The 20,925-nt window shown below is 62.3% G+C and carries 21 protein-coding genes and 1 other RNA gene; 11 read left to right on the forward strand and 11 right to left on the reverse strand.

Features of this window, described 5'->3' with window-relative positions; genetic code table 11:
* The first annotated feature begins 42 nt into the window (after positions 1–42).
* The 4 genes from ACVWVP_RS15895 to hemN all read left to right on the forward strand — a co-directional run bounded on the left by ACVWVP_RS15895 (position 43) and on the right by hemN (position 4,884).
* Positions 43–2,487 (forward strand): heavy metal translocating P-type ATPase, encoded by a 2,445-nt coding sequence (locus tag ACVWVP_RS15895; RefSeq protein WP_457407073.1) that lies wholly within the window; start codon positions 43–45, stop codon positions 2,485–2,487.
* Positions 2,488–2,509: 22 nt separating this feature from the next.
* Entirely contained in the window at positions 2,510–2,722 is a 213-nt protein-coding gene (ccoS, locus tag ACVWVP_RS15900; protein ID WP_178926013.1) for a cbb3-type cytochrome oxidase assembly protein CcoS, read from the forward strand.
* Entirely contained in the window at positions 2,715–3,398 is a 684-nt protein-coding gene (locus ACVWVP_RS15905) for a sulfite exporter TauE/SafE family protein (protein ID WP_176996296.1), read from the forward strand. The genes ccoS and ACVWVP_RS15905 overlap by 8 nt, the downstream gene beginning before the upstream one ends.
* A 103-nt stretch (positions 3,399–3,501) precedes the next feature.
* Positions 3,502–4,884, forward strand: coding sequence for an oxygen-independent coproporphyrinogen III oxidase (gene hemN, locus ACVWVP_RS15910; RefSeq protein WP_457407077.1), 1,383 nt, complete (start codon positions 3,502–3,504; stop codon positions 4,882–4,884).
* Positions 4,885–4,892: 8 nt separating this feature from the next.
* Here hemN and ACVWVP_RS15915 read toward each other — a convergent pair whose 3' ends face one another.
* Positions 4,893–5,363: a hypothetical protein gene (locus ACVWVP_RS15915; protein ID WP_178926011.1), complete on the reverse strand. Its 471-nt coding sequence runs from the start codon at positions 5,361–5,363 to the stop codon at positions 4,893–4,895.
* A gap of 154 nt (positions 5,364–5,517) precedes the next feature.
* Between ACVWVP_RS15915 and fnr the strand changes: the two genes are divergently transcribed.
* Together fnr and ACVWVP_RS15925 are read left to right on the forward strand one after the other, a co-directional pair.
* Positions 5,518–6,252: a fumarate/nitrate reduction transcriptional regulator Fnr gene (fnr, locus tag ACVWVP_RS15920; protein WP_016979302.1), complete on the forward strand. Its 735-nt coding sequence runs from the start codon at positions 5,518–5,520 to the stop codon at positions 6,250–6,252.
* An 80-nt stretch (positions 6,253–6,332) separates the two neighbouring features.
* Positions 6,333–6,881 carry an adenine phosphoribosyltransferase gene (locus ACVWVP_RS15925; protein ID WP_016973177.1) on the forward strand — a complete coding sequence of 183 codons (549 nt, stop codon included), beginning with the start codon at positions 6,333–6,335 and terminating at the stop codon, positions 6,879–6,881.
* 143 nt (positions 6,882–7,024) lie between these two features.
* Here the strand turns inward: ACVWVP_RS15925 and ACVWVP_RS15930 are convergent, their stop codons facing one another.
* The 5 genes from ACVWVP_RS15930 to dnaX form a co-directional block, all read right to left on the reverse strand.
* Entirely contained in the window at positions 7,025–8,173 is a 1,149-nt protein-coding gene (locus ACVWVP_RS15930) for an acyl-CoA dehydrogenase family protein (protein ID WP_259172978.1), read from the reverse strand.
* A 224-nt stretch (positions 8,174–8,397) separates the two neighbouring features.
* Positions 8,398–9,000 (reverse strand): recombination mediator RecR, encoded by a 603-nt coding sequence (gene recR / locus ACVWVP_RS15935; protein WP_176996300.1) that lies wholly within the window; start codon positions 8,998–9,000, stop codon positions 8,398–8,400.
* 58 nt (positions 9,001–9,058) lie between these two features.
* Positions 9,059–10,084: an NADP-dependent oxidoreductase gene (locus tag ACVWVP_RS15940; RefSeq protein ID WP_178926009.1), complete on the reverse strand. Its 1,026-nt coding sequence runs from the start codon at positions 10,082–10,084 to the stop codon at positions 9,059–9,061.
* Between the two features lie 133 nt (positions 10,085–10,217).
* Complete coding sequence (locus ACVWVP_RS15945) at positions 10,218–10,556, reverse strand: YbaB/EbfC family nucleoid-associated protein (RefSeq protein WP_178926008.1); 339 nt, start codon at positions 10,554–10,556, stop codon at positions 10,218–10,220.
* Positions 10,557–10,599: 43 nt separating this feature from the next.
* A complete protein-coding gene (gene dnaX / locus ACVWVP_RS15950; RefSeq protein WP_457407081.1) occupies positions 10,600–12,666 on the reverse strand; it encodes a DNA polymerase III subunit gamma/tau in 2,067 nt (688 codons plus the stop codon).
* A 133-nt stretch (positions 12,667–12,799) separates the two neighbouring features.
* On the opposite strand from dnaX, the gene ACVWVP_RS15955 reads away from it, so the two are divergent.
* A complete protein-coding gene (locus ACVWVP_RS15955) occupies positions 12,800–13,567 on the forward strand; it encodes a substrate-binding periplasmic protein (protein ID WP_457407083.1) in 768 nt (255 codons plus the stop codon).
* 53 nt (positions 13,568–13,620) lie between these two features.
* Positions 13,621–13,992, forward strand: a complete 372-nt coding sequence (locus tag ACVWVP_RS15960; RefSeq protein WP_178926005.1) for a VOC family protein — start codon at positions 13,621–13,623, stop codon at positions 13,990–13,992.
* On the opposite strand, the gene ACVWVP_RS15965 is transcribed toward ACVWVP_RS15960, so the two are convergent.
* Complete coding sequence (locus ACVWVP_RS15965; RefSeq protein ID WP_457407085.1) at positions 13,906–14,865, reverse strand: DMT family transporter; 960 nt, start codon at positions 14,863–14,865, stop codon at positions 13,906–13,908. The genes ACVWVP_RS15960 and ACVWVP_RS15965 overlap by 87 nt on opposite strands.
* Positions 14,866–14,966: 101 nt before the next feature.
* On the opposite strand from ACVWVP_RS15965, the gene ACVWVP_RS15970 reads away from it, so the two are divergent.
* Together ACVWVP_RS15970 and ACVWVP_RS15975 are read left to right on the forward strand one after the other, a co-directional pair.
* A complete protein-coding gene (locus tag ACVWVP_RS15970) occupies positions 14,967–15,830 on the forward strand; it encodes a LysR family transcriptional regulator (protein WP_259172985.1) in 864 nt (287 codons plus the stop codon).
* 61 nt (positions 15,831–15,891) lie between these two features.
* Complete coding sequence (locus ACVWVP_RS15975) at positions 15,892–16,794, forward strand: DUF2167 domain-containing protein (RefSeq protein WP_176996307.1); 903 nt, start codon at positions 15,892–15,894, stop codon at positions 16,792–16,794.
* A 59-nt stretch (positions 16,795–16,853) separates the two neighbouring features.
* Here ACVWVP_RS15975 and ACVWVP_RS15980 read toward each other — a convergent pair whose 3' ends face one another.
* Complete coding sequence (locus ACVWVP_RS15980) at positions 16,854–17,450, reverse strand: hypothetical protein (RefSeq protein ID WP_457407088.1); 597 nt, start codon at positions 17,448–17,450, stop codon at positions 16,854–16,856.
* 1 nt (position 17,451) lies between these two features.
* Positions 17,452–18,498 carry an N-acetylmuramidase family protein gene (locus ACVWVP_RS15985; protein WP_178925883.1) on the reverse strand — a complete coding sequence of 349 codons (1,047 nt, stop codon included), beginning with the start codon at positions 18,496–18,498 and terminating at the stop codon, positions 17,452–17,454.
* Positions 18,499–18,756: 258 nt separating this feature from the next.
* Between ACVWVP_RS15985 and ACVWVP_RS15990 the strand changes: the two genes are divergently transcribed.
* Positions 18,757–19,314, forward strand: coding sequence for a hypothetical protein (locus ACVWVP_RS15990; RefSeq protein ID WP_457407090.1), 558 nt, complete (start codon positions 18,757–18,759; stop codon positions 19,312–19,314).
* Between the two features lie 111 nt (positions 19,315–19,425).
* On the opposite strand, the gene ffs is transcribed toward ACVWVP_RS15990, so the two are convergent.
* Together ffs and ACVWVP_RS16000 are read right to left on the reverse strand one after the other, a co-directional pair.
* An RNA gene (gene ffs / locus ACVWVP_RS15995) (signal recognition particle sRNA small type) lies at positions 19,426–19,522 on the reverse strand.
* Between the two features lie 121 nt (positions 19,523–19,643).
* Complete coding sequence (locus ACVWVP_RS16000; RefSeq protein ID WP_457407092.1) at positions 19,644–20,807, reverse strand: zinc-binding metallopeptidase family protein; 1,164 nt, start codon at positions 20,805–20,807, stop codon at positions 19,644–19,646.
* Positions 20,808–20,925: the final 118 nt, after the last annotated feature.

A 20,925-nucleotide genomic window follows, 5' to 3' on the forward strand; every position in this document is an offset into this window, starting at 1 on the left:
TGCCGACGATGAGGCCCTCCCAGCCGACTAAGATCTCTACCCATGACCACCCCCTGCTACCACTGCGCCCTCCCCGTCCCCGCGGGCAGCCGCTTCACCACCGTCATCCTCGGCGAACGCCGCGAACTCTGCTGCCCAGGCTGCCAAGCCGTGGCCGAGGCGATTGTGGCCGGTGGCCTGGAAAGCTATTACCAGCACCGCAGCGAAGCCTCGGCCAACCCCGACGCACTGCCGGTGCAACTGGTGGACGAACTGGCGCTGTATGATCGCGCCGACGTGCAAAAACCCTTCGTACGCCACACGGGCGACCTCGCCGAAACCACCCTGCTGATGGAAGGCATCAGTTGCGCCGCGTGCGGCTGGCTGATCGAAAAACACCTGCGCCGCCTGCCCGCCGTGGCCGAGGCACGGCTGAACCTGTCCAACCATCGCTTGCATGTGCAGTGGGCCGATGGGCAATTGCCGTTAAGCCAATTGCTCAGTGAGTTGCGCCATATCGGTTACGCCGCCCACCCCTATCAGGCCGACCGCGCCGCCGAACAACTGGCCAGCGACAACCGCCGCGCTTTGCGCCAACTAGGCGTCGCCGGGTTGCTGTGGTTCCAGGCGATGATGGCGACCATGGCCACCTGGCCGGAATTCAATATCGATCTGAGCCCGGAACTGCACGTGATCCTGCGCTGGGTGGCGATGTTTCTGACAACGCCCATCGTGTTCTACAGCTGCGCGCCGTTTTTCAAAGGCGCCCTGCGCGACCTGCGCACCCGCCACCTGACCATGGATGTCTCGGTGTCCCTGGCCATCGGCGGCGCTTACCTGGCGGGTATCTGGACCGCGATCACCGGGGTGGGCGAGCTGTATTTCGATGCGGTCGGCATGTTTGCGCTGTTCCTGCTGGCGGGCCGCTACCTGGAACGGCGAGCCAGGGAACGCACCGCCGCCGCAACCGCACAATTGGTCAACCTGTTGCCCGCCTCGTGCCTGCGCTTGAAGGGCGATGGCCAGAGCGAACGCATCCTGCTGAGCGAACTGGCGCTGGGTGATCGCGTGCTGGTGCACCCCGGCGCCGTGCTGCCGGCCGATGGGGTGATCGTCGACGGCCAATCGAGCATCGACGAATCCCTGCTCACCGGCGAATACCTGCCTCAGCCCCGAGACGTTGGCGACAGCGTTACGGCGGGCACCCTCAATGTCGAAGGCGCGCTGACCGTCGAAGTGCGCGCCTTGGGCCATGACACCCGCTTGTCGGCCATCGTGCGCCTGCTGGAACGCGCCCAGGCCGAAAAGCCGCGCCTGGCTCAAATCGCCGACCGCGCTGCGCAGTGGTTCCTGCTGTGCTCGCTGATCGCGGCGGCCGTGATCGGCGTGGTGTGGTGGGAGCTGGACTCATCACGCGCCTTCTGGATTGTGCTGGCCATGTTGGTGGCAACCTGCCCTTGCGCGTTGTCCCTGGCCACACCTACCGCACTGACCGCCGCCACCGGCACGCTGCACACACTCGGGCTGCTGCTCACCCGTGGCCATGTGCTGGAAGGCTTGAACCAGATCGATACAGTGATTTTCGACAAGACCGGCACCCTCACCGAAGGTCGCCTGGCACTGCGTGCGATCCGCCCCTTGGGCGCGCTGGGCAGCGATGACTGCCTGAGCCTCGCCGCCGCCCTGGAGAACCGCTCAGAGCACCCGATCGCCCGGGCGTTTGGCCGTGCGCCGCTGGCGGCCGACGAAGTGCTCAGCGCCCCTGGCCTGGGTCTGGAAGGACGCGTCGGCGAGCGGTTATTGCGCATCGGCCAACCGGGCTACGTGTGTGAACTCAGCGGTTGCCCCCTGCCTGATTCACCCGATGAAGCTGGCCAATGGCTGCTGCTGGGCGATCGCACTGGCGCCCTCGCCTGGTTCGTGCTCGATGACCGCCTGCGCAGTGATGCGCCCGCGCTGCTGGCCGCGTGCAAGGCGCGTGGCTGGCGCACGTTGTTGCTGTCCGGAGACAGCTCGCCAATGGTCGCCAGCGTGGCCCTTGAGCTGGGCATCGACGAAGCCCGTGGCGGCCTGCGCCCGGATGACAAGTTGCAGGTGCTGCAACAGCTGCACCGCGAAGGCCGCAAGGTGCTGATGCTCGGCGATGGCGTCAACGATGTACCAGTGCTGGCCGCCGCTGATATCAGTGTGGCGATGGGGTCGGCCACGGACCTGGCCAAGACCAGCGCTGACGCGGTGCTGCTGTCCAACCGGCTCGATGCCCTGGTGCAGGCGTTTACCCTGGCGCGGCGCACCCGTCGGGTGATAATTGAAAACCTGCTGTGGGCCGGGCTGTACAATGGCCTTATGCTGCCGTTTGCAGCCCTGGGCTGGGTCACGCCGATCTGGGCGGCGATCGGCATGTCACTCAGTTCGTTGACCGTGGTGTTGAACGCCTTGCGCCTGACTCGCCTGCCGAGCGCGCCGGCTGCCAGCGTCCCCTTGGAAACCCGCCCGCTGCCGGCCTGAGCCGCGCGGGCATGGAGTGCAGATGCCAGCTCTATACGTGATGATCCCGGCGGCGCTGCTGTTAGTGGGTGTCGCCATTTACATCTTCTTCTGGGCCGTGGACAGCGGCCAGTACGACGACCTCGACGGCCCGGCCCACAGCGTGCTGTTCGACGACCAGGACCCGAACCACCTGGCCGGCGTCGAAGAAGCCAATAGCGCCGAACAGCCGCCCAAAGATCCACCCCATGCTTGAGTTGGCGCCACTGCTGGTCTCGGCGCTGATCCTCGGCCTGCTTGGCGGCGGCCATTGCCTGGGCATGTGCGGCGGGCTGATGGGCGCCCTCACCCTGGCGATCCCCAAGGAGCAGCGCAGCCGCCGCTTCAGGCTGCTGCTGGCGTACAACCTGGGGCGCATCCTCAGCTATGCGGCTGCCGGCGTGCTGATCGGCCTGGCCGGCTGGGCGGTGGCGAACAGCCCGGCCGCGATGTTCATGCGCGTACTGGCCGGGTTGCTGCTGATCAGCATGGGCCTGTACCTGGCCGGCTGGTGGAGCGGCCTGACCCGCATCGAAGCCCTCGGGCGCGGCCTGTGGCGGCATATCCAGCCAGTGGCCAGCCGCTTGCTGCCGGTGTCGAGCCTGCCCCGCGCCTTGCTGCTGGGCGCGCTATGGGGCTGGCTGCCCTGCGGATTGGTCTACAGCACCCTGCTGTGGGCGGCGAGCCAGGGCAATGCGCTGGACAGCGGACTGTTGATGTTGGCGTTTGGAGTGGGCACGTGGCCGGTGCTATTGGCCACGGGGTTGGCCGCCGAACGCGTCACGGCGCTGCTGCGCAAGCGCAGTGTACGAATGGCCGGCGGCTTGCTCGTGATCCTCTTTGGTATCTGGACGTTGCCCGGCCCGCACCAGCACTGGCTGATGGGCCATTAAATCGCCCTGTGGCATAGCGCCGCTCCCCGTTGATGCAAATCAAGATGCCCTCTGCCACGCGCCCCTAGACTCGGCCCATTAGCCTATTCCGGGGAGCGCCCGCATGCTCGACGCCATTCGTTGGGACACAGACCTGATTCACCGCTACGACTTGGCGGGGCCGCGCTACACGTCCTACCCCACCGCCGTGCAATTCGACAGCCAGGTCGGTACCTTCGACCTGCTGCACGCCCTGCGCGACAGCCGCAAGGCCGCACGGCCGTTGTCGCTGTATGTGCACGTGCCGTTCTGCGCGAACATCTGCTACTACTGCGCCTGCAACAAGGTCATCACCAAGGACCGTGGTCGCGCCCAGGCCTACCTGCAACGCCTGGAGCAGGAGATCCAACTGGTGGCCTGCCACCTCGACCCGAAACAACGGGTTGAGCAGCTGCATTTCGGCGGCGGCACCCCGACCTTTCTGAGCCACGATGAACTGCGCCAGGTCATGGGCTGCCTGCGCCAGCACTTCAATTTGCTGGACGACGACTCCGGCGACTACGGCATTGAGATCGACCCGCGTGAAGCGGATTGGGCCACCATGGGCCTGCTGCGTGAATTGGGCTTCAACCGCGTGAGCATCGGCCTGCAAGACCTCGACCCCGAGGTGCAACGCGCGGTCAACCGCCTGCAGAGCCTGGAAGAAACCCGCGCCGTGATCGACGCGGCACGCACCCTGCAATTTCGCTCGATCAACATCGACCTGATCTACGGCCTGCCCAAGCAGACGCCGATCAACTTTGCGCGCACCGTGGAGGAAGTGATCAGCCTGCAGCCGGATCGCTTGTCGGTATTCAACTACGCGCACCTGCCGGAACGCTTCATGCCCCAGCGGCGCATTAACACCGACGACCTGCCCTCCCCGGCGGCCAAGCTGCTGATGCTGCAAACCACCACCGAGCAGTTGACCCAGGCCGGCTATCGCTACATCGGCATGGACCACTTCGCCCTGCCGGATGACGAGTTGGCCATCGCCCAGGAAGAAGGCACCTTGCAGCGCAATTTCCAGGGCTACACCACCCACGGCCACTGCGATTTGATCGGGCTGGGCGTGTCGGCGATCAGCCAGATCGGCGACCTGTACTGCCAGAACAGCAGTGACCTGAACGGCTACCAGAACGCCCTGGCCGGCGCACAACTGGCCACCAGCCGTGGCCTGGTCTGCACCACGGACGATCGTTTGCGGCGGGAAGTGATTCAGCAGTTGATCTGCAATTTCAACCTGGCATTCGAGGGGGTCGAGCAAGCCTTCAACATCGATTTTCGCGGCTATTTCGACGACATTTGGCCGCAATTGGAAACCATGGCCGCTGACGGTCTGATCGAGCTGGACGCCCAAGGCATTCGTGTACTTCCGGCTGGGCGTTTGTTGGTGCGTTCAGTGTGCATGGTGTTCGATGCCTACCTGGAGCACCAGAACAGGCAGCGATTTTCACGGGTGATCTGAAACCGGAATTACTTGGCCAGCAAGCTCATCGCTTCCATGTTGGCCTCAGGCGACTCATCTTTCAGGGCCTTGGCCAGTTGCGCCTGGGCGTTCATCAAACCGGCCTGAATCGAGGCCACGTCCCCCTGCAAACCGGCGACTTTCGCCTGGCGGGCTTCCGGGGACAGCGCGGTGTCATTCATGGCGGCCGAAATCTGGGCCATCTTCTCGGCCAGTTGCTTTCTCAGCTCGCGGATCATTTTCAACAGCTCTTTGATGTTGTCTTTCAAGCTGCTGTCATCGATGTCTTTATTGGGGTTGCTACCCGCCTGGGACGCTTTGAGCCCCGCCCCGGAGATGACCACCTTCACGCCTTCACCGGGGGTGGGTGGAGGGGCTGGCTTGTCATCGACTTTTTTGCCCGCGAGCGCATCCGCAGCGGTCAAGACCTGAGGGGTCTTGGTAGTAATGACAGCGTTATTGAAAGGGAGTACCGACATGACCTGAGCTCCAGCTCATAGGGATTCACACGGTGTATCGGCGCCGTTACATAAAGCTTTATACCGTTGCCGGTTTTTTGTACACGCTGGCCTCACCCACCCCCGGTGCGTTACCCTTACGTCTTATGTGTGTTTTCCCACAAGGATTTAAGAAATGTCCGAGCCAGTTAAACTGCGCGCTCACAGCCAGGCTCATTGCAAGGATTGCAGCCTGGCCCCCCTCTGCCTGCCACTTTCGTTGAATCTGGAAGACATGGATGCGCTGGACGACATCGTTAAACGCGGCCGCCCGTTGAAAAAAGGTGAGTTCCTGTTCCGTCAGGGCGACAAGTTCGATTCCGTCTATGCCGTACGTTCAGGCGCGCTGAAGACATTCAGCCTGAGCGACAGCGGCGAAGAGCAGATCACCGGTTTCCACCTGCCCAGCGAGCTGGTCGGGTTGTCGGGGATGGACACCGAGATCCACCCGGTGTCGGCCCAGGCCCTGGAGACGACGTCGGTGTGTGAAATCCCCTTCGAGCGCCTGGATGAATTGGCCCTGCAACTGCCTCAGTTGCGCCGCCAGTTGATGCGCGTGATGAGCCGTGAGATTCGCGACGACCAACAAATGATGCTGCTGCTGTCGAAGAAAACTGCCGACGAGCGTATTGCGACATTCCTGGTCAACCTGTCGGCGCGGTTCCGCGCCCGGGGTTTTTCGGCCAACCAGTTCCGCCTGAGCATGTCGCGCAATGAAATCGGCAATTACCTGGGCCTGGCGGTGGAAACCGTGTCCCGCGTATTCACCCGTTTCCAGCAGAACGAGCTGATCGCCGCCGAGGGCAAGGAAGTGCATATCCTTGACCCGATCCAGCTGTGCGCGCTGGCCGGTGGTTCGCTGGAAGGCTGACACAAACGCTTGCGGCCGCGCTAATCGGCGGGGCCGCAGGTATACTTCGAGTCCGTTTACAGCCCCAGGACTCTTCGACGATGACCTTCGATTCGTTCGACATCAAATCCCTGATCCGCCCCGTCATCGACTTCCCCAAGCCTGGGGTGATCTTCCGTGATATCACGCCGCTGTTCCAATCGCCCCGCGCCCTGCGCCTGGTGGCCGACAGCTTTGCCCATCGCTACGTCGAAGCCGACTTCACCCATATCGGCGCGATGGATGCGCGGGGTTTCCTGATCGGCTCGATCATCGCCTACCAACTCAACAAACCGCTGATCCTGTTCCGCAAGCAGGGCAAGCTGCCGGCCGACGTGCTGGCCGAGGGTTACCAGACCGAGTACGGCGAAGCCTTCCTGGAAGTGCACGCCGACAGCCTGTGCGAGGGCGATTCGGTGCTGATGTTCGATGACCTGATCGCCACCGGTGGCACCTTGATTGCCGCCGCGAACCTGGTGCGACGCATGGGGGCGAAGATCTTTGAAGCCGCGGCGATCATTGATCTGCCGGAGCTGGGTGGGTCGCAGCGGTTGGAAGACATGGGCATCCCGACCTTCTGCCTGACGCAATTTGGGCTGACTGAAAAATAACGGTTGCCCTGATTTCTCGGCTGCCTGCACCTGCCCCTTCGCGAGCAAGCCCGCTCCCACATTCGACCTCATTCCAAAGGATGTACTCGGTCAACTGTGGGAGCGGGCTTGCTCGCGAAGAGGCCCTGAAAAACACTACAAAACTAGAGTCCCATCTGCTTGGCGATGATTTCATTCATCACCTCTCGCGTCCCCCCACCAATCGACAGGATGCGATTGTCGCGATACAGCCGCTCCACCAGGCTGCCACGCATGTAGCCTTGGCCGCCAAGGATCTGCACCGCGTCATAAGTGACCCGGTCGGCGGTGTCGGTGGCCAGGTTCTTGGCCATGGAAATTTCCTTGATCACACTCTTGCCGGCCGCCATCTTCGCCGCCTGACGGTAGGTGAACTCGCGGGAGACTTCCACCGCCGTGGCCATCTCCGCCAGGCGATGCTTGAGCACCTGGAATTTGCCGATGGGTTTGCCAAACGCCTCGCGCTGGGCCGCCCAGGCCAGGCTTTCTTCCAGAGCCAGTTGCGCGGTCATGTTCGCCATCAAGGCCAGGGCCAGGCGCTCGCTCTGGAAGTTGCCCATGATGCAGGCAAACCCCATGTTCTCGATGCCGATCAGATTGCCCACAGGCACGCGGCAATCGTCAAAGAACAATTCGGCCGTGTCCGACGCCCACCAGCCCATTTTCTTTAGGGGTTTGCCGACGGTGAAACCTGGCGTGTCCTTTTCGATGAGCAACAGGCTGATGCCGCCGAACCCCGGGCCGCCTGTACGCACGGCCACCGTATAGAAATCAGCACGAATGCCACTGGTGATAAAGGTTTTGCTGCCACTGACGCGGTAATGCTCGCCATCGCGCACGGCGCGGGTTTGCAGGTTGGCCACATCGGAGCCGCCACCGGGCTCGGTGACGGCCAGGGCAATAATCTTTTCACCAGCCAGTACCCAAGGTGCAACGCGCTCACGCACCTCGGGCCGCGCCCATTTAACGACGGGCGGTAGGCCGATATCCAGCGAACCAAGCCCCGCCACCACGCCGCCCGAGCCGCAACGCATCAACTCTTCGCTGGCCGCGACCTTGGCGAACAGGTCGCCCTCATGACTGCCGCCCAGGGCTTCGGGGTAGCCGATGCCGAGGATGCCCGCCGCACCGGCCTTGAGGTACAGCTCGCGGGGGAAGGTTTCGGCCTCCTCCCATTGATCGATGCCCGGCAACAGCTCGCGCTCGACAAAACGGCGCACGCTGTCGCGGACCAATTGGTGGCTGGAGTCGAAGTAATCCTGATAGGCAGACATCGGCAAGCTCCACACAGAGGGTGGAGCGAACTTACCAAGCGCTTGCTTGGTTATCAAGTTCTCACTTGCCACACAAATTCCATGTGAGAGCGGTTTTGTGTGGGAGCGGGCTTGCTCGCGAATGCGGTGGATCAGTCACTAACAGGTTGAATGACACACCGCTTCGCGAGCAAGCCCGCTCCCACACAAGCCAGTCCCACAGGGTGTATCGCGGTGTGTGCGCGTTAGAGGGCGATGGGTTTGCGCCCGGCGAAGGAATGCGCCAGGGTGCCGCCGTCCACCAGTTCCAGCTCGCCACCCAGCGGCACGCCATGGGCGATGCGCGAGGTGATCAGGCCTTTGTTGGTCAGCAGCTGGGCAATGTAATGCGCGGTCGCTTCACCTTCCACGGTCGGGTTAGTGGCCAGGATCACTTCAGTAAAGGTGCCCTGCTCTTCGATACGTGCCACCAGTTGCGGAATGCCGATGGCTTCCGGCCCCAGGCCGTCCAGCGGCGACAGGTGGCCCTTGAGCACGAAGTAACGCCCGCGATAACCGGTCTGCTCCACCGCGTACACATCCATCGGCCCTTCCACCACGCACAGCAACGTGTCGTCGCGGCGTGGGTCGGCGCACTGCGGGCAGAGTTCTTCTTCGGTGAGGGTGCGGCACTGGCGACAGTGGCCAACCCCCTCCATGGCCTGGCTCAAAGCCTGGGCCAACCGGGCGCCGCCGCTGCGGTCGCGCTCCAGCAGTTGCAGCGCCATGCGCTGGGCAGTTTTCTGGCCCACACCCGGCAGAATGCGCAGGGCGTCGATCAGTTGGCGAATCAGGGGGCTGAAGCTCATGGGCGAAAGGTCCGACAAAACAACGAGACGCGGTTTATACCCGCGCCCCGGATTAGCGTCAAATGCGCACCACCAACTTGCCGAAGTTGCGCCCTTCAAGCAAACCGATAAAGGCTTCGGGTGCCTGCTCCAGGCCGTCGACCACGTCCTCGCGGAACTTGATCTTGCCGTCACGTACCCAGGGCGCCATCGCACTGAGGAATTCGGGCTGGCGATCGCCGTAGTCGTCGAACACGATAAAGCCCTGGATGCGCACGCGCTTGGTCAGCAAGGTGCGTTGCAATGCCGGTAACCGGTCAGGGCCGCTCGGTGGCTGGTGGGCGTTGTAACCCGCGATCAGCCCACACAGGGGGATACGCGCCTTGGGATTGAGCAACGGCACCACCGCATCGAAGACCTTGCCGCCGACGTTTTCAAAGTAGATGTCCACGCCCTTGAAGCACGCCAGGGCCAGTTCATTGGCAAAGTCTGCGCTCTTGTGGTCGATGCAGGCATCGAAACCCAACTCCTCCACCACATAACGGCACTTGTCGGCGCCACCTGCGATCCCCACCACGCGCAAGCCCTTGAGCTTGGCCACCTGGCCAACCACCGAGCCCACGGCACCGGACGCAGCCGCCACCACCAAGGTTTCCCCAGCCTTGGGCTGGCCGATGTCCATCAGGCCCATGTAGGCGGTCATGCCGGGCATGCCCAGCACACCCAACGCCATCGATGGGCTGGCCAAGCCCTTGGGTACCGGGATCAGGTTGCGGCCGTCGGAAATACTGTGGCTTTGCCAGCCGGTGGAGCCGACCACCAGATCGCCCACTTCGAATTTGGGATTACGTGATTGCTCGATACGGCTGACAGCACCGCCGGTCATCACCTCGTCGATTTCCACCGGCGCGGCGTAGGACGGTGCATCACTCATGCGCCCGCGCATGTAAGGGTCGAGGGACAGGTACAGCGTCTTCAGCAAGACCTGGCCGTCTGCCAGTTCGGGCAACGCCACCCGTTCCAGGCGGAAGTTTTCCGGGGTGGGGGCGCCCTGAGGGCGAGAGACCAGCACGATGCGCTGGTTCAGAGTCAGTTCTTGAGGCATCAGGAGGCTCCTTGATCGAATCCATCGGTACAGGGTGCAGACCATGGTCGAGGGGCTGGGGTTCGATTGGATCGGCACAAACAAAAATGCCAGGCACGAGGCCTGGCATTGGAGTCTAGCTAACGCTCGCCGATCAGAACGGCAGCTTCATGCCCGGTGGCAGTTGCATGCCAGCGGTCACACCGCCCATTTTTTCCTGGCTGCTGGCTTCGATCTTGCGAACGGCGTCGTTGACGGCTGCAGCGAGCAGGTCTTCCAACACTTCGCGATCCTCCTCACTCACACCTGGAGCCAGGCTTGGATCGATGCTCACGCGCTTGATGTCGTGACGACCGGTCATCACCACGCTGATCAGATCGCCGCCGGACTTACCGGTGACTTCGGCGTTGGCCAGCTCTTCCTGCATCTTGGCCATTTTTTCCTGCATCTGCTGCGCCTGCTTCATCAGGCCGGCCATGCCACCTTTCATCATGGGAATCACCTCAAAGTACGTGGATCAAGTTAGTAGCCCGGTATCAGGATGCTTGGGGCACCGGGGCATCGACAGGTTCAATTGTATCGTGACGAACGACCGCACCGAACTGTTGCATCATCTGCTGGATGAGCGGGTCGGCGTGGATCGAACTTTCGGCGTCACGCTGGCGGTTGATACGCCGACGGGTCGCGGCCTGGGCCGGGGTTTCCTGCTCGGGCTTGATCAGCTCGATGGCGATGGTCAGCGTGCGCTCATGGTACTGGTTCAGTGCGTCATTCAGGCGACGTTGCTGGGTGGCGTTGAACAGGGCGCTGTGGGCCGGGTCCAGGTGCAGCAGCCAGTGATCGCCGTCGATGGAAATCAGGGTGCAGTTGGCGGCGATGCTGCCGGTCATGCCCGAGATCGGCAATTTCGGGAACAGCTCCAGCCATTGCAGGGCCAGGCCGGTGGCCGGGGCCGCTGCAGGCTCCACTTCGGGTTCCGGCGCAGGCTCGGCGGCATGTTCGCTGGCCAGGTCATCCAGGTAGCTGTAGGCCGAATCCATGTCCGGTTCGATGTAGTCTTCGTCCAGCGGCGGTTCGTCGTCGAGGTCCATGCCGGGCGTGGCCGCGTCAACCTGGGCGACCGTCGGCTCGGGGACCGGGGCCGACACCCACTCCGGCGCGTCCGGCACCACGCTGTCCGGAGTCGGGGTGGGCATCGGCGTCAGCTCGGGCTGCTCACCGGTGGTCTCCAGCACCGGTTCCACGGCGGGCTGCAGCTCGACGTCGGCCTCGGCTTCGACTTCCACCGGGTCGTTCCACGGCAGGTCGACGACCGGCTCGGGCTCGATGACCGGTTCAGGCGCGGGCTGCGGTGCAACCACCGGCGCAACGGCCACCGGTTCAGGTGCCGGCGCAACCGGGGCAGGCGCAGCAACCACTGGCGCGACGACTGCCGCGCCAGCCACTGGTTTGGCGGAATCAACTGTGGCCTGGCTGATCCCCACTGGCTTTAGCGGCTGTCTCGGTGCGTCTGCCGAGTCGGCGGGCCGGAAGGCCAGCATCCGCAGCAGGACCATTTCAAAGCCACCGCGCGGGTCCGGCGCCAGCGGCAAATCCCGGCGACCGATCAGGCCCATCTGGTAATAGAACTGCACATCTTCGGCCGGCAACGCCTGGGCCAGGGCCAACACGCGGTCGCGGTCGCCATGGCCATTGTCGACCCCTTCAGGCAGGGCCTGGGCGATGGCGACGCGGTGCAACACGTTGAGAATCTCGGACAGTACGCCGTTCCAGTCCGGGCCTTGCTCCGACAGGTGGCGCACCGCTTCGAGCAACGCTTTGGCGTCGCCTTCGATCAGCGCATGCAGCACGTCGAACACCTGGCCATGGTCCAGGGTGCCGAGCATGGCGCGCACATCGGCGGCCATGACCTTGCCTTCACCAAAGGCGATAGCCTGGTCGGTGAGGCTCATGGCATCACGCATCGAACCATCGGCGGCGCGGCCGAGCAGCCACAGTGCGTCGTCTTCGAACGGCACGTTCTCGACGCCCAGCACGTGGGTCAGGTGCTCGACCACGCGCTCGGGGGTCATGTTCTTCAGGGAGAACTGCAGGCACCGCGACAAAATGGTTGCAGGAAGTTTCTGCGGGTCGGTGGTGGCCAGGATGAATTTGACGTAGGGCGGCGGCTCTTCCAGGGTTTTCAACAGCGCGTTGAAGGAATGACTGGACAGCATGTGCACTTCGTCGATCAGGTAGACCTTGAAGCGCCCACGGCTCGGCGCGTACTGCACGTTGTCGAGCAGCTCGCGGGTGTCTTCGACCTTGGTGCGGCTCGCGGCGTCGATCTCGATCAGGTCGACAAAGCGCCCTTCGTCGATTTCCCGACAAACCGAGCAGGTGCCGCACGGTGTAGAAGTGATACCGGTTTCACAGTTCAGGCATTTGGCGATGATGCGCGCAATGGTGGTCTTGCCCACACCGCGTGTGCCGGTGAACAGGTAGGCGTGGTGCAGCCGCTGGCTGTCCAAGGCATTGATCAGAGCCTTGAGCACATGGGTCTGGCCGACCATTTCGCGGAACGAGCGCGGACGCCATTTACGTGCAAGAACCTGATAACTCATCGAAAACCGTCGCAACTGGGAAGCGGAAGCCGGTAATGCTAGCGGAGCAAGGGGGAAATTGCATCCGGCACGCTCGTCTAATCTGACTAAGCTCTCCTGACTGGCCCCACAAAGGCCTGAACCCGGAGAACCTATGCGCGTAGTCCTGGGCGCTTTATGGATGATTTCCCTCGTCAGCCTCGCGGCCCCGGCGCCGCTGCGCTTCTCGGTTTCCGACAGCTGGGCGATGCCCATGGCGCACGTGGAGGACGACCAACCCACCCAGGGCATCCTGTATGACCTGATGCTCAGCCTGGCCACCCAGGTCGGGCGCCCGGCCGAGTTCCACGTGCTGGCCCGGGCGCGCATCGCAGGCGCCATGGAACACGGCGACATCGATGTGCGCTGTTATGTCGCCCAGGCCTGGGTCGACAACCTGTCGGGCGACTACACCTGGAGCGTGCCATTGATGGTGCAGCGCAATGTGCTGGTGAGCCGCCACGCCACGCCGCCGGTGGTGCAGGTCGCCCAGCTGGCGCCGCAGTCGATCGGCACCGTGCTCAACTACCGCTATGCCGCCCTCGCCCCGCTGTTCGCCAGCGGCCAGCTGACCCGCGACGATTCGCGCAGCGAAGACCTGGTGCTGCACAAGCTGGTGGCCGGGCGCTTCACCTACGCGGTGATCAATGAGTGGATCCTGGACCGCTTCAACCTGGGCCTGGCGCCCGGGCATCGCTTGCACAAGGTCGCGGTCATCGACGAGCAAAGCCTGGGCTGCATCGTGCGCAACGACCCCGGCGTGCCGGTGCAGCGCATCCTGCGCACACTGTTGCGCATGAAGCTGTCGGGCGAGATCGACGACATCATTCAACTCTATACCGGGGAAAATCCGCCGGCCCTGCCGACTCCTGACAAAAACTGACAGTCCGGGCTTTTAGACTGGCTCCCGCTAACCGCCCACTCTCAGGAGCTTGAATGAACACCATCGCCCATTACTTCCTGCTGTACGTCGACAGCCCGGCCACCAGCGCCAACTTCTACAGCCGCCTGCTGGACAAGCCACCGGTCGAGCTGAACCCGACCTTTGCCCTGTTCATTCTCGACAATGGCGTAAAACTCGGGCTGTGGTCGCGGCACACGGTCGAACCGGCGGCCCAGCTCACGGGCGGCGGTGGTGAAGTGGGCTTCTCCCTGGCCGACAAGGCCGCCATCGATGCCCTGCACGACCTGTGGGTGGAGCGCGGCGCAACCATTATTCAATCACCGACCACCCTGGACTTCGGCTACACCTTTGTCGCCCAGGACCTCGATGGCCACCGGCTGCGCGCGTTCTGCCTGAGCGATTGATCGCCAACGCCCTTCCAGACTGATGGCTGCCACGCTGGCCAGCACGATCACACCGCCGAGCACCACCTGCAAGGCGATGTGTTCACCCAACAGCGTCGCGGCCATCGTCATGGCCACGGGCGGGATCAGGTACATCGCCACCGAGGCGCGGCTGACCTCCACGTGCTTGAGTACATACCCCCAGGCCAGGTAGGCCAAGGCGCTGGGGAAAATACCGAGCACCAGTACCGCCAGGTTCTCCGGCAACGGCGCCTGCACCACGGCAGCCGACAAACCCGGCAGGTTCACGCAGAGCATCAGCGTGCCCGCCCACACCATGTAGCATGCCATGGTCAGCGGGCTGTAGCGGTGGGCGTAGTGCTTCTGGATGGCGAAGTACACACTCCACGAGAGCGCCGCCAGCAGTATCAGCAGGCCGCGCGGGTCGATATCACCCACGCCCTGATCGCCCCAGATCACCACCAGCACGCCCAGCAGGCCGAGCAACACGCAGCTCCAGCGCCAGAGACTGACCCGTTCCTTCAAGCAGAAAAACGCAATCAACACACTGAACAGCGGTGCCGATTGCGCCAGCACGCTGGACGCCGCCGCAGTCACGAACTGCTGCCCGTAGTTGAGGCTGGTGTGATGCAGGAACACCCCGAAAAAACTCAATACCAGCAGCCACGGTACGTCCCGCAGACGCGGCCGACCGATGCCCATCAGCAGCGCCACACCGCCCATGAACACCGACGCGATCAGAAACCGCAGCAACGCCAGTTGGCCCGGGCTGTAGCTGTGCAAGCCCATGTGCACACCAATGGGTGAATACGCCCAACAGAGGATGACGCTGGCGATGACTAGCGTAAGCTTTACGGGTGACGGGGTATTCATCGAGGGCGTCCGGCAACAGGAAGGAATGCCGTCAGTCTTGGCCCGGGCAAGGTGCAGGACAATTAACCGTTTCTGACTTCTGAAATCACTGGAACTGAGCAATGGAACTGGCCCAACTGAAAATGGTGCGAGCCGTGGCGCAAACCGGCAGCGTGGCCCAGGCCGCCCTGCAACTGCACTGCGTGCCGTCCAACATCACCACGCGCATCAAGCAGCTGGAAAGCGAGTTGGGCACGCCGCTGTTTATCCGTGCCGGGCGCGGCTTGGCGATCAGTGCGGCCGGCGAGATCTTCCTGGATTATTGTGAGCGCATCCTGGCGCTGGTGGACGAATCCAAGCGTGCCGTCGACGCCAACGCCATTCCTCGTGGCACCCTGCGCATCGGCGCCGTCGAGTCCAGCGCCAGCGGCCGTTTGCCACCGCTGCTGGCGGAGTATCACCGGCGCTACCCCGACGTCACCCTCGAACTGGTGACCGGCGCCTGGGCGCAACTGCTGGACGACCTGCAACACCACCGTATCGACGTGGCGCTGGTAGCCTCCGGGGGCAAGCGCGCAAAGCTCGAACACAGCGTGGTCTACAGCGAACGCCTGGTGCTGATCGCCAGCGCATCCAGCGCTCCGATTCACAGCGCCGCTGACCTGGCCGAGCGCACCCTGCTGGTGTGGCCACCCGGCTGCCCCTATCGCGCCGCGTTGGAAAATTGGGTCAAGCCCCATGACTTCAAACCGAGCATCGCCAGCTATGCCAGTTGGGGCACCATCATTGGTTGCGTGAGTGCGGGGATCGGCGTGGCGTTGGCGCCGGAAGGCATCCTGGCGCGCTACGAACAGGCCAACCAACTGGCGTCCTATCGATTCGAAGAACTCCAGGCCGTGGACAACCTGCTGTTCTGGCACAAGGAGACCCAACGGCACTTGGCACGGGACGCCTTTGCTGGGCTGTTGCGAGAGACTTTCGGCTAACCCGTAACAACTTGTTTCAGGTATCCTCCCGCGAAATTAATTCAAATTGTAAGGGACTACCATGAATTACTTCCGCCTGCTAATGGTGGCGGCCGCCTTGAGCCTGCCTGTCGCACCCGCTTTTGCTGCCACCCCGCCCGCCCCTGTCGAAGCCAGTGCCCCTGCCGAAACGGCCGAGCACTTTCTTGCGTCACTCAAGCAGAAGACCGGCACCATCACCCTGCCAAGCGGCATTGCCACCCTCAAGCTCAACGACAACTTCTACTACCTCGACCCGTCCGACACCGAACGCTTGCTGACCGATGGCTGGGGCAACCCGCCAGGCTTCAAGACCCTCGGCATGATCGTGCCCAAGGCCGTCAGCCCGCTGTCGGAACGCGGCTGGGGCGTGATCGTCAGTTACAAGAATGACGGGCACATTTCTGACGAAGATGCGGCAAAAATCGACTACGCCGACCTGCTCAAGTCGATGCAGGAAGAAGACGAGGCCGACAACAAGGAACGCCGTAAACAAGGCTACGCCGGCCTGCACTTGCTGGGCTGGGCCGAGCCGCCGCGCTACGACGACACCACCCACAAGATGTACTGGGCCCGTGAGCTGAAAGCCGACGATGCACAACAAAACACCCTCAACTACAGCATCCGCGTCCTGGGCCGTGAGGGCGTCCTGGAACTCAACGCCGTCGCCGCCATGGCCGACCTGCCGACCATCAAGCAGGAACTGCCTCAAGTGCTGGCCTTCACCAACTTCACCGACGGCAACCTGTACACCGACTTCAACCCGAAAACCGACAAGCTGGCCGCTTATGGCCTGGCGGCCCTGGTCGCTGGCGGCATCGCTGCCAAGGCCGGGCTGTTCGCCAAGATCGGCATCTTCCTGCTGGCGGCGAAGAAGTTCCTGGTGATCGGCGTCGTGGCATTGCTTGCCTTCGTTCGCAAGCTGTTCAACCGCAACAAGGCCTGATCACAGGCACAAAAAAACGCCGCAATGTGCCAAGCACGCTGCGGCGTTTTTTTATGGGTTCAGTTCTTCGCGACGGGCGCCGCCAGCCGACGGTATTGATCCGCGCTGATCCAACCGGTGAACGAACGGTCGTCCGCGTTGATGAACTCGACCTGGGCCCAGCCATCCTTGAACGCCAGCACGCCGACGACATCGTTCTTGACGATATAGGGGCGCTTGGCGGCTTTGACGCCAGGGGTCTTCAGCAGGTAAGCCTTGTCGGCAGACACCGTCACCAGGCCGATCCATTTCTTATTGGCGGTCTGGGTCAGCTCCAGGCCGGTGGCGATCTCGGGCATCAGCACATTGATGCAACCGGGGTGCTGGCGGCCCTGCTCCACGGTGAGGGTCACGCCGTCGGATGAAGCGGCGACCTTGCCGGGATAGGCCTGGTCGAGCCAAGTGGTCAGTGCTGCAGGCTTGCCTTGCAGGTAGAACGCACAACCACGGGTAACGCCCTCGCCCAGGGTTTCGGCGTAGTAACCTTCAACCTGATGGTCTGGCGTCACGGCCAGCATCAGCCCTTCGTACTTGCCCGAATGCAACGGGGCGCTGCCCGCGAACGCAGGCACTGCGGCACACAACGACAACACACCCATCGCCAGAAAACGGATCATCTTATTTCTTCCCTTCAAGTTTTTCGTAGGCTTGTTTCATCAGGACGTCGTAGTTGCCGTAGTCCTCGCCGTTATAGTTGTAGGCCATGCCCGTAAAGTCCTTGGACTTCATGGCCTTCATCAAGGCTGGGCTCTTGCTGCAAAAACCGAGGAATGCCTTTAGTTGGTTGCCGGCATTCACTTTTAATGCCGCCGCAAACTCAAACACGGTTTTGTAACCGCACGAGCCATAGTTGAAGCCCATGATCTGGAACATGCCCCACGACGCCGACTTCAACGCCGCTTCCTGGTCCAGGGCAAACGCGGTGGCCATGGTTTCCCAGGCCTTGACCTGATCCTTGTTATTGACCTGCCACTGCGGCCCGGCCTTTTTCTTGTAGGGGTACGACAACAGCGGGTGCGCTTGGTCGTAGATATGTTTGGTGTACTTGCGAAACAAGTGCCCTTCAAACGCGATCACCGGCAACTTGGCCGGGCCAAACCCCGAACGCCCACCGGACTCCACGGTGGCAAACGCCTTGACGATATTCACCGAGATGCCATTGCCCAACTGCGTGGCGGCGTTCTGAAAGTCGGCCTCGCTCAGGGTCATGCCGCCGTCGCACATGGGCTGCAGCATCAATTGCCGGTTGCGCCGCTCGGCCTCGATCATCGCGCGCATGCGGTCCAGGTACACATTGACCGTGGCCTGCACCGCGTCCCCTTGCTGGGTGGCGAACACGTTGAGAAAGCTCGGAATTCGCATCGTCGGAAACGCCTTCACCGGCACTTTCACCGCCTCTTCGATCAGGCTATTGAAGGTGCGACCGGTGGGGTCAATCACCCCGTCAGGGTGGGCGTACTTGAGATGACGGAACTGGTATTGGCTGATGCACTGCACCAACTGGCCGTCGCACTTGCCGTTTTCGGCCAAGGGAAATCCCAGCTTGGGAATGATCAAATTGAACAGATACTGGATGCACTGAACATCGGCTGGCAAGTTACGGGCCTTGCCGGGAGCGCCTACCGAGGCACTGATAAGACGGGGCAACCCTTCCAGGCTTTTCATCACAGACATCCTTGTTAGTTAAAGAAGTGATAGCACTTCAATATCAACTTTGCCCTTGTCATACTCTGAAACAAGTGGCTGGCGGAAACTAACAAGGTGGTTTGGGGTTGTCCAGAGTGAGTATTAAAACCTGTGAAAGAACCCTCACAGACAACGCGTTAAAAAGTATGGATTTTAATTAAGCGAGGCTTTCGCCCACTCGTTGCGCTACTGTCACGCTCGCAAGACGCACGCACCTGAAAACATTCAAGGATTGAAATGAAAGCTCCCCTCCTGATCTTGGCGGTCCTGGCCCTGCTGTCCGGCTGCGCGTCCTCCCCCACGCCAGACTTCTCTCGCCCTGCTATCACCGAAACCAAATCGGTGGTGTTTGCGGGCAAGACGTTCGTGCTGAAATTCCAGAAAGATGGCCTGTGGGAATATTTCCCGGAGAACGAAAGCGTCGATGCCTGGACTGAAATGCTCGACTTCACCGTCGTCTCCCGCGACCTGAGCCGACTGGAGCCCCTCGACCTCGGCAAACGCACGGTCCAGCTTCACCAGCTGGAAAACCCGAACATGCCGGCGATCCTGACCACAGACAACCGCACCGGAATCCTGTACCTGATGCTGTTTTACCCCAAGTCACTCCGTAAGGACGGGGACTTTTCCGAGATCAGCTTCTTCAAGTACTACCGCGACAGCGTCACGGGCCAGATCATCATCTTTCACTTCGCCAGGAATATTCCCACGCCGGCTAACCCGGTGGAGAGCACGCAAGAGATGGGCGCGGAGCTGGTGCCGACGTTCAAGGCTTTTCCGTTGTATCGGCAGTAATGCCGTTTCGCGGGCAGCAAAAAATTATTCGCAGGCAGTCATTGCCAGCAAAACATCGATAAAAAATAGGAATTTGGTGGGTGTTGCCGGAGAAGAGCGTTATGGAGGCAACCCCACCAGCCACACCCCGGCACACAATGTTCCCGCTGTGGCTGCTGCCTTCCGGCTCTGACCAGGTTCACGGGTAATCGTTGCGGGGGGACCGATGGGGTCACCATAACGACGCCTGCCTCTCGGCAAGCCGCGCCATTGTACCGATCTCATCGGAAGTTACAACCGTTCGCGGCGGATTAAAAATATTCGATGGTTCAAGCACTTGTGGCCGGCTCCTACAAAAGAACCGCCTCGTCTGCCCGGCCGCCTTCTTCCTGGATCACCAGGTGGATAAAGTGCAACTTGGCGATCACCGGCGGTGGCAGCACGAAGGGGTAGAAATCCGGCTGGCCCATGCTGCGGGACAGTTCGTTGAGCATGCCGGCCAGTTCGATCCAGGCGTTGACGAACGACAGGAATGCCACGCCACCCGGGTGTTCGGGGTCGTAGAGGGTGGTAAGAGGGAACGGCTGGTAGTCCAGGTCCATCTCGCGGGCGCTCATGCCGAAGCCCAGGGCGGTGTCGACGGCGTCCATCATGTGCAGGTAGTGGGCCCAGGTCTCGGCCCAGTCTTCCCACGGGTGCATGGTGGCGTAGGCGCTGACGCAGGTTTGTTGCCAGTCGGGGCGCGGGCCGTTTTGGTAGTGACGGTCCAGTGCATCGGCGTAGCTGGCGCTTTCGTCGCCGAACAAGGTGCGAAACGGTTCGATCCAATGGGTGTTGGCGATCAGGCGATCCCAGTAGTAATGCCCGACCTCATGGCGAAAATGCCCGAGCAAGGTGCGGTAGGGTTCGCGCATTTGCACGCGGACTTTTTCCCGGTGGGCGTCGTCGGCTTCCTTGATGTCCAGGGTGATCAGGCCATTGGCATGGCCGGTCATCGGCGCATTGCCTTCCAGGTCGATGCCGACGAAGTCGAAGGCCAGGCCATTGTCTTCATCGATGCTCTTGGGCACCACCTGCAACCCCAGGCTGATCAACTGCGCCACCAGCCGGCGCTTGGCGGTTTCGACCTTGCGCCAGCGTTCGGGGTTTTCCGGGACCGACAGGTCGGGAATGGTGCGATTGAGGCTGCAGGCCACACACAAGGGCGCGGTGCTGTGGGCAGGAATCAGCCAGTTGCACGCGGCGGGTGTGTCAAGATTGGCGCAACGGCGAAAGGCACCGGCGTCAAGGTTATCGTCTTGCAACCAAGTGCCAGCAACGGGACCGGGCTGCAAGGACGCCAGCCGGCTCTGTTGCGGCTGATAGCCCAGCAGCGCCTGGCAGGCCAGGCATTGGCTGTTGCGAAAGAACAGCGACTGGCCGCACCGGCATTGCCACACCTTGCTGTTGCGCGAGGACCCGGCCACGAACGGTGCAGCGATACGCGAACTGAGTTGCTCGAAGTAACGGAACATGGCGATCTCTCCTTGGAAGACAGAGACTAGATCAATTCCCTTCGAAGATCGTTCCGAAAATAACGCAATACCACTGTAGGAGCCCGGCTTGCCGGCGATGACAATCGTACGGACGCCA

The organism is Pseudomonas sp. TE24901 (assembly GCF_054058375.1).

Excerpts from the sequence above, each read along its gene's own strand:
- ACVWVP_RS15975 (WP_176996307.1), top strand. The coding sequence starts at position 15,892 with ATGAATTACTTCCGCCTGCTAATGGTGGCGGCCGCCTTGAGCCTGCCT.
- ccoS (WP_178926013.1), top strand. The coding sequence starts at position 2,510 with ATGCCAGCTCTATACGTGATGATCCCGGCGGCGCTGCTGTTAGTGGGT.
- ACVWVP_RS15960 (WP_178926005.1), top strand. The coding sequence starts at position 13,621 with ATGAACACCATCGCCCATTACTTCCTGCTGTACGTCGACAGCCCGGCC.
- ACVWVP_RS15985 (WP_178925883.1), bottom strand. The coding sequence starts at position 18,498 with ATGAAAAGCCTGGAAGGGTTGCCCCGTCTTATCAGTGCCTCGGTAGGC.
- ACVWVP_RS16000 (WP_457407092.1), bottom strand. The coding sequence starts at position 20,807 with ATGTTCCGTTACTTCGAGCAACTCAGTTCGCGTATCGCTGCACCGTTC.
- ACVWVP_RS15925 (WP_016973177.1), top strand. The coding sequence starts at position 6,333 with ATGACCTTCGATTCGTTCGACATCAAATCCCTGATCCGCCCCGTCATC.
- ACVWVP_RS15980 (WP_457407088.1), bottom strand. The coding sequence starts at position 17,450 with ATGATCCGTTTTCTGGCGATGGGTGTGTTGTCGTTGTGTGCCGCAGTG.
- ACVWVP_RS15945 (WP_178926008.1), bottom strand. The coding sequence starts at position 10,556 with ATGATGAAAGGTGGCATGGCCGGCCTGATGAAGCAGGCGCAGCAGATG.
- ACVWVP_RS15965 (WP_457407085.1), bottom strand. The coding sequence starts at position 14,865 with ATGAATACCCCGTCACCCGTAAAGCTTACGCTAGTCATCGCCAGCGTC.
- ACVWVP_RS15970 (WP_259172985.1), top strand. The coding sequence starts at position 14,967 with ATGGAACTGGCCCAACTGAAAATGGTGCGAGCCGTGGCGCAAACCGGC.
- ACVWVP_RS15905 (WP_176996296.1), top strand. The coding sequence starts at position 2,715 with ATGCTTGAGTTGGCGCCACTGCTGGTCTCGGCGCTGATCCTCGGCCTG.
- recR (WP_176996300.1), bottom strand. The coding sequence starts at position 9,000 with ATGAGCTTCAGCCCCCTGATTCGCCAACTGATCGACGCCCTGCGCATT.
- ACVWVP_RS15990 (WP_457407090.1), top strand. The coding sequence starts at position 18,757 with ATGAAAGCTCCCCTCCTGATCTTGGCGGTCCTGGCCCTGCTGTCCGGC.
- dnaX (WP_457407081.1), bottom strand. The coding sequence starts at position 12,666 with ATGAGTTATCAGGTTCTTGCACGTAAATGGCGTCCGCGCTCGTTCCGC.
- hemN (WP_457407077.1), top strand. The coding sequence starts at position 3,502 with ATGCTCGACGCCATTCGTTGGGACACAGACCTGATTCACCGCTACGAC.
- ACVWVP_RS15915 (WP_178926011.1), bottom strand. The coding sequence starts at position 5,363 with ATGTCGGTACTCCCTTTCAATAACGCTGTCATTACTACCAAGACCCCT.
- ACVWVP_RS15955 (WP_457407083.1), top strand. The coding sequence starts at position 12,800 with ATGCGCGTAGTCCTGGGCGCTTTATGGATGATTTCCCTCGTCAGCCTC.
- ACVWVP_RS15895 (WP_457407073.1), top strand. The coding sequence starts at position 43 with ATGACCACCCCCTGCTACCACTGCGCCCTCCCCGTCCCCGCGGGCAGC.
- ACVWVP_RS15930 (WP_259172978.1), bottom strand. The coding sequence starts at position 8,173 with ATGTCTGCCTATCAGGATTACTTCGACTCCAGCCACCAATTGGTCCGC.
- ACVWVP_RS15940 (WP_178926009.1), bottom strand. The coding sequence starts at position 10,084 with ATGCCTCAAGAACTGACTCTGAACCAGCGCATCGTGCTGGTCTCTCGC.
- fnr (WP_016979302.1), top strand. The coding sequence starts at position 5,518 with ATGTCCGAGCCAGTTAAACTGCGCGCTCACAGCCAGGCTCATTGCAAG.